The 5,324-nt window shown below is 49.4% G+C and carries 1 tRNA gene and 3 rRNA genes; all 4 read right to left on the reverse strand.

Annotated features, from left to right (window positions below):
* Position 1: 1 nt before the first annotated feature.
* Positions 2-117, reverse strand: a 5S ribosomal RNA gene (gene rrf, locus IYQ23_RS09320).
* Between the two features lie 245 nt (positions 118-362).
* A 23S ribosomal RNA gene (locus IYQ23_RS09325) occupies positions 363-3,264 on the reverse strand.
* A 168-nt stretch (positions 3,265-3,432) separates the two neighbouring features.
* A tRNA-Ala gene (locus IYQ23_RS09330) sits at positions 3,433-3,505 on the reverse strand.
* A gap of 54 nt (positions 3,506-3,559) precedes the next feature.
* Positions 3,560-5,115 (reverse strand): 16S ribosomal RNA (locus IYQ23_RS09335).
* The 16S, 23S and 5S rRNA genes sit together here with 1 tRNA gene alongside, the layout of an rRNA operon.
* Positions 5,116-5,324: the final 209 nt, after the last annotated feature.

Genomic DNA, 5,324 nt, shown 5'->3' on the forward strand with positions numbered 1-5,324 from the left:
TGCTAAGCGACTACCTTATCTCACAGGGGGCAACCCCCAACTACTTCCGGCGTTCTAGGGCTTAACTTCTGTGTTCGGCATGGGTACAGGTGTATCTCCTAGGCTATCGTCACTTAACTGCTGAGTATCTAACACACTCAAAATTGAATAACGTCTCAAATTGTAAAAGATTTACCTCTACGCTATCTTTCTCAATGAAATTGTACTCCGGCTAAATCCTTACTAGATCTGCCTTCATTACTTAAGTAATTGTATTCGAACTAAAAAGCTAGTGATTTAGATAAATCCGCTTGAAGTCCCTATGACTTCTGCGCAGATTCCCTAAAATCATACGCTTTTCTTCACGTTCTCATTACTTCTTCTCGGATAAGTCCTCGAGCTATTAGTATTAGTCCGCTCCATTGCTCACACAACTTCCACTCCTAACCTATCTACCTGATCTTCTCTCAGGGCTCTTACTAACATAACGTTATGGGAAATCTCATCTTGAGGTGGGTTTCACACTTAGATGCTTTCAGCGTTTATCCCTTCCCTACATAGCTACCCAGCGATGCTCTTGGCAGAACAACTGGTACACCAGCGGTAAGTCCACTCTGGTCCTCTCGTACTAGGAGCAGATCCTCTCAAATTTCCTTCGCCCGCGACGGATAGGGACCGAACTGTCTCACGACGTTCTGAACCCAGCTCGCGTGCCGCTTTAATGGGCGAACAGCCCAACCCTTGGGACCGACTACAGCCCCAGGATGCGACGAGCCGACATCGAGGTGCCAAACCTCCCCGTCGATGTGAACTCTTGGGGGAGATAAGCCTGTTATCCCCAGGGTAGCTTTTATCCGTTGAGCGATGGCCCTTCCATACGGAACCACCGGATCACTAAGCCCGACTTTCGTCCCTGCTCGAGTTGTTGCTCTCGCAGTCAAGCTCCCTTATACCTTTACACTCTGCGATTGATTTCCAACCAATCTGAGGGAACCTTTGGGCGCCTCCGTTACCTTTTAGGAGGCGACCGCCCCAGTCAAACTGCCCGTCAGACACTGTCTCCGATAGGGATCACCTATCCGGGTTAGAGTGGCCATAACACAAGGGTAGTATCCCAACATCGCCTCCATCGAAACTGGCGTCCCGATCTCTTTGGCTCCTACCTATCCTGTACATGTGGCACAGACACTCAATATCAAACTGCAGTAAAGCTCCATGGGGTCTTTCCGTCCTGTCGCGGGTAACCTGCATCTTCACAGGTACTAAAATTTCACCGAGTCTCTCGTTGAGACAGTGCCCAAATCATTACGCCTTTCGTGCGGGTCGGAACTTACCCGACAAGGAATTTCGCTACCTTAGGACCGTTATAGTTACGGCCGCCGTTTACTGGGGCTTCAATTCATACCTTCGACTTACGTCTAAGCACTCCTCTTAACCTTCCAGCACCGGGCAGGCGTCACCCCCTATACATCATCTTACGATTTAGCAGAGAGCTGTGTTTTTGATAAACAGTTGCTTGGGCCTATTCACTGCGGCTGACTTTAAGCCAGCACCCCTTCTCCCGAAGTTACGGGGTCATTTTGCCGAGTTCCTTAACGAGAGTTCTCTCGATCACCTGAGGCTACTCGCCTCGACTACCTGTGTCGGTTTGCGGTACGGGTAGAGTATAAATTAACGCTAGAAGCTTTTCTTGGCAGTGTGACGTCACTCACTTCGCTACTAAACTTCGCTCCCCATCACAGCTCAATGTTACAGATAGAAGCATTTGACTCCTATCACACCTCACTGCTTAGACGTGCTCTTCCATTCGCACGCTTGAGTTAGCCTACTGCGTCCCTCCTTCACTCTATACTCTAGTACAGGAATCTCTACCTGTTGGCCATCGGATACACCTTTCGGTCTCTCCTTAGGTCCCGACTAACCCAGGGCGGACGAGCCTTCCCCTGGAAACCTTAGTCTTACGGTGGACAGGATTCTCACCTGTCTTGCGCTACTCATACCGGCATTCTCACTTCTATGCGTTCCAGTGCTCCTCACGGTACACCTTCGCCACACATAGAACGCTCTCCTACCATCCCCTAAAGGATCCACAGCTTCGGTAAATTGTTTTAGCCCCGGTACATTTTCGGCGCAGGGTCACTCGACTAGTGAGCTATTACGCACTCTTTGAATGAATAGCTGCTTCTAAGCTAACATCCTAGTTGTCTGTGCAACCCCACATCCTTTTCCACTTAACAATTATTTTGGGACCTTAGCTGGTGGTCTGGGCTGTTTCCCTTTCGACTACGGATCTTAGCACTCGCAGTCTGACTGCCGACCATAATTCTTTGGCATTCGGAGTTTATCTGAGATTGGTAATCCGGGATGGACCCCTCACCCAAACAGTGCTCTACCTCCAAGAATCTTCATGTCGACGCTAGCCCTAAAGCTATTTCGGAGAGAACCAGCTATCTCCAAGTTCGTTTGGAATTTCTCCGCTACCCACAAGTCATCCAAGCACTTTTCAACGTGCCCTGGTGCGGTCCTCCAGTGAGTTTTACCTCACCTTCAACCTGCTCATGGGTAGGTCACATGGTTTCGGGTCTACATCATGATACTATACCGCCCTCTTCAGACTCGGTTTCCCTACGGCTCCGTCTCTTCAACTTAACCTCGCATCATAACGTAACTCGCCGGTTCATTCTACAAAAGGCACGCTCTCACCCATTAACGGGCTCGAACTTGTTGTAGGCACACGGTTTCAGGTTCTCTTTCACTCCCCTCCCGGGGTGCTTTTCACCTTTCCCTCACGGTACTGGTTCACTATCGGTCACTAGGGAGTATTTAGGGTTGGGAGATGGTCCTCCCAGATTCCGACGGGATTCCTCGTGTCCCGCCGTACTCAGGATCCTGCTAGGTATAAAGATTATTTAAAATACGAGGCTCTTACTCTCTCTGGCAACCTTTCCCAAGGTCTTCTTCTATAATCTTTAAATCCACATCGCAGTCCTACAACCCCGAGAAGTAAACTTCTCGGTTTGCCCTCTTGCCCTTTCGCTCGCCGCTACTCAGGCAATCGCTTTTGCTTTCTCTTCCTGCAGCTACTTAGATGTTTCAGTTCACTGCGTCTTCCTCCTCATATCCTTAACAGATACGGGTAACAGGTATCTACCTGTTGGGTTCCCCCATTCGGACATCCCTGGATCTACGCTTACTTACAGCTCCCCAAGGCATTTCGTCGTTTGTCACGTCCTTCTTCGGCTCCTAGTGCCAAGGCATCCACCGTGCGCCCTTACTAACTTAACCTTATTTTTGACCTCTCAGTCATATACTCATTAATATTCACAGCGTTTTCGGTTTATTTTCTTGTTACTATTTGATATCGTTATTCAATTTTCAATGTGCTAAATTTAGGATAGTTAGTCTCGTATTCAACTTCACTTCTTTATTAAGTTCAGTAGGATTCTATCCTAATGGAGCCTAGCGGGATCGAACCGCTGACCTCCTGCGTGCAAAGCAGGCGCTCTCCCAGCTGAGCTAAGGCCCCACAAGACCTCTCAAAACTAAACAAGACAAACTCAATGGCTTCCGTTTTCCTTAGAAAGGAGGTGATCCAGCCGCACCTTCCGATACGGCTACCTTGTTACGACTTCACCCCAATCATCTATCCCACCTTAGGCGGCTGGCTCCTTACGGTTACCTCACCGACTTCGGGTGTTACAAACTCTCGTGGTGTGACGGGCGGTGTGTACAAGGCCCGGGAACGTATTCACCGCGGCGTGCTGATCCGCGATTACTAGCGATTCCGACTTCATGTAGGCGAGTTGCAGCCTACAATCCGAACTGAGACTGGCTTTCAGAGATTAGCTTGCCGTCACCGGCTTGCGACTCGTTGTACCAGCCATTGTAGCACGTGTGTAGCCCAGGTCATAAGGGGCATGATGATTTGACGTCATCCCCACCTTCCTCCGGTTTATTACCGGCAGTCTCGCTAGAGTGCCCAACTCAATGATGGCAACTAACAATAAGGGTTGCGCTCGTTGCGGGACTTAACCCAACATCTCACGACACGAGCTGACGACAACCATGCACCACCTGTCACCAGTGCCCCGAAGGGAAACCCTATCTCTAGGGCAGTCACTGGGATGTCAAGACCTGGTAAGGTTCTTCGCGTTGCTTCGAATTAAACCACATGCTCCACCGCTTGTGCGGGCCCCCGTCAATTCCTTTGAGTTTCAACCTTGCGGTCGTACTCCCCAGGCGGAGTGCTTAATGCGTTAGCTGCGGCACTAAGTCCCGGAAAGGACCTAACACCTAGCACTCATCGTTTACGGCGTGGACTACCAGGGTATCTAATCCTGTTCGCTCCCCACGCTTTCGAGCCTCAGCGTCAGTTACAGACCAGAGAGCCGCTTTCGCCACCGGTGTTCCTCCATATATCTACGCATTTCACCGCTACACATGGAATTCCACTCTCCCCTTCTGCACTCAAGTTAAACAGTTTCCAAAGCCTACAATGGTTGAGCCACTGCCTTTCACTTCAGACTTTTCTAACCGCCTGCGCTCGCTTTACGCCCAATAAATCCGGACAACGCTCGGGACCTACGTATTACCGCGGCTGCTGGCACGTAGTTAGCCGTCCCTTTCTGGTTAAGTACCGTCACAGCATGAACTTTCCATTCTCACACTCGTTCTTCCTTAACAACAGAGCTTTACGATCCGAAAACCTTCTTCACTCACGCGGCGTTGCTCGGTCAGGGTTCCCCCCATTGCCGAAGATTCCCTACTGCTGCCTCCCGTAGGAGTCTGGGCCGTGTCTCAGTCCCAGTGTGGCCGATCACCCTCTCAGGTCGGCTATGTATCGTTGCCTAGGTAGGCCTTTACCCTACCTACTAGCTAATACAACGCAGGTCCATCTACTAGCGATGCAATTGCATCTTTCAAGCATCTAACATGTGTTACATACTGTTATGCGGTATTAGCTATCGTTTCCAATAGTTATCCCCCTCTAATAGGTAGGTTACCTACGCGTTACTCACCCGTTCGCAACTCACAGTCTATGGTGTAGCAAGCTACGGTATAAACTGTGCGTCCTACTTGCATGTATTAGGCACGCCGCCAGCGTTCGTCCTGAGCCAGGATCAAACTCTCATATAAAGTTTGAGCTCTCACTCATTTCTGTCACTGACAGATTTATTGTTTCTTCTTAATGTTTGACGGACTGTCTTCTTAAACAGTCGCCTGCACATTGGTTCGTCTTGTTCAGTTTTCAAAGGTCTTTGTCGCCCCTCAAGCGACAACTATCTTAGTATATCATCTCCTTCTCTTCTTGTCAATACCTTTTTTCATCTTTTTTTACTTTTCTT

It is taken from the genome of Streptococcus sp. HF-100 (genome assembly GCF_015594635.1).
Lineage (GTDB): Bacteria > Bacillota > Bacilli > Lactobacillales > Streptococcaceae > Streptococcus > Streptococcus vaginalis.